General features: G+C 66.9%; 2 protein-coding genes. One reads left to right on the top strand and one right to left on the bottom strand.

The annotated features are described in order from the left end of the window. On the bottom strand, positions 1-657 hold a 657-nt coding region (locus JMF90_RS37520), incomplete at its 3' end, for a LysR family transcriptional regulator (RefSeq protein WP_201326386.1). Between the two features lie 231 nt (positions 658-888). Between JMF90_RS37520 and JMF90_RS37525 the strand changes: the two genes are divergently transcribed. Beyond that, on the top strand, positions 889-1,263 hold a 375-nt coding region (locus JMF90_RS37525), incomplete at its 3' end, for an SDR family NAD(P)-dependent oxidoreductase (RefSeq protein WP_201326387.1).

The following is a 1,263-nucleotide window of genomic DNA, read 5'->3' on the forward strand; positions in this document are numbered from 1 at the left end:
TTCGCGCTCGAGCAGCAGCCGCATCGGCATGTTCGCGCGATACACGACCCATCGGTATTCGGCGAGGTCGCGCAACGCGAGCTTCTTCGCGCCCTTGAGCGGATGCCGCACGTTCGCGACCACCGCGAGCGTCTCGTCCTGCAGTTTCACGCTGTCGTAGAGCTGCGGCGTGCGGCTGATCGTCGTGCGGCAGATCGCGAGGTCGAGCCGGCCCGCGTCGATCTCGCTCAGCAGCGCCTCGCTGGTGTCCTCGACGATCTCGACGGACATCTCCGGATGGCGCGCGACGAGCGTCGAGATCGCATCGGTCAGCCGCGGCACCGCGCCCATGATCACGCCGACGCTCACGCGTCCGCCATGCCCGCGCAGGATGCCGACGATTTCCTCGCGCAGATGCGCGAGATCCGTATGAATCAGCCGCGCGTAGCGGATCACGCAATCGCCGACCTCGGTCGGTTCGAGCCCGCGGTTGGTGCGATTGAACAGCGGTGTGCCGAAGGTCGTCTCGATCTCCTGCAGCGCCTTGCTCGCACCCGGCTGCGTGAGCGCAACCTGCTGCGCGGCCTTCAGCAGCGAGCCCTGGTCGGCGAGGGCGATCAGCAGGCGCAGCTGCTTCAGGTGAAGGCGGGAAATGATCGAGTGAAGCGGCGGGGTCATGGGTGTGACGAAAAGTTATACCGGTATCACATCCCGTCGATTGTCGCGATGGCGGCGATTCTTTATGCTGGCCCGTCGAGCCTTTTATCAAGCCGTTTTTTGGATGTGTGAACCGGAAGGCCGCCGGCGTGCGGCGGAAAACGGGCGCACTCACTATAACTTGAACTTATTGCCGTGTCGATTGTGGTCGCGCCTGGGCGACCCGCGTCGGACGTCAGGAGCGAAGCACGTATGGATCTGAACATCGAAGGCCGCTGGGCGCTGGTCTGCGCGGCCAGCAAGGGGCTGGGCAAGGGTTGCGCGCAGGCGCTCGTCGCCGAGGGCGTGAACGCCGTGATCACCGCGCGCGGCAGTGACGCGCTCGAGGCGGCCGCCCGCGAATTGCGCGCGCTGAACCCGGCCGTCACGGTGGTGGCGGTGGCCGGTGACATCACGACGGGCGCGGGTCGCGCGGCGGCGCTCGCGGCCGCGCCGCACATCGACATCCTCGTGAACAATGCGGGCGGCCCACTGCCGGGCGACTTCCGCGAATGGACGCGCGACGACTGGATCGCCGCGCTCGACGCGAACATGCTGACCGCGATCGAGCTGATCAAGGCGACCGTC

This window comes from Burkholderia sp. E168m23 (assembly GCF_016586125.1).
GTDB lineage: Bacteria > Pseudomonadota > Gammaproteobacteria > Burkholderiales > Burkholderiaceae > Burkholderia > Burkholderia orbicola.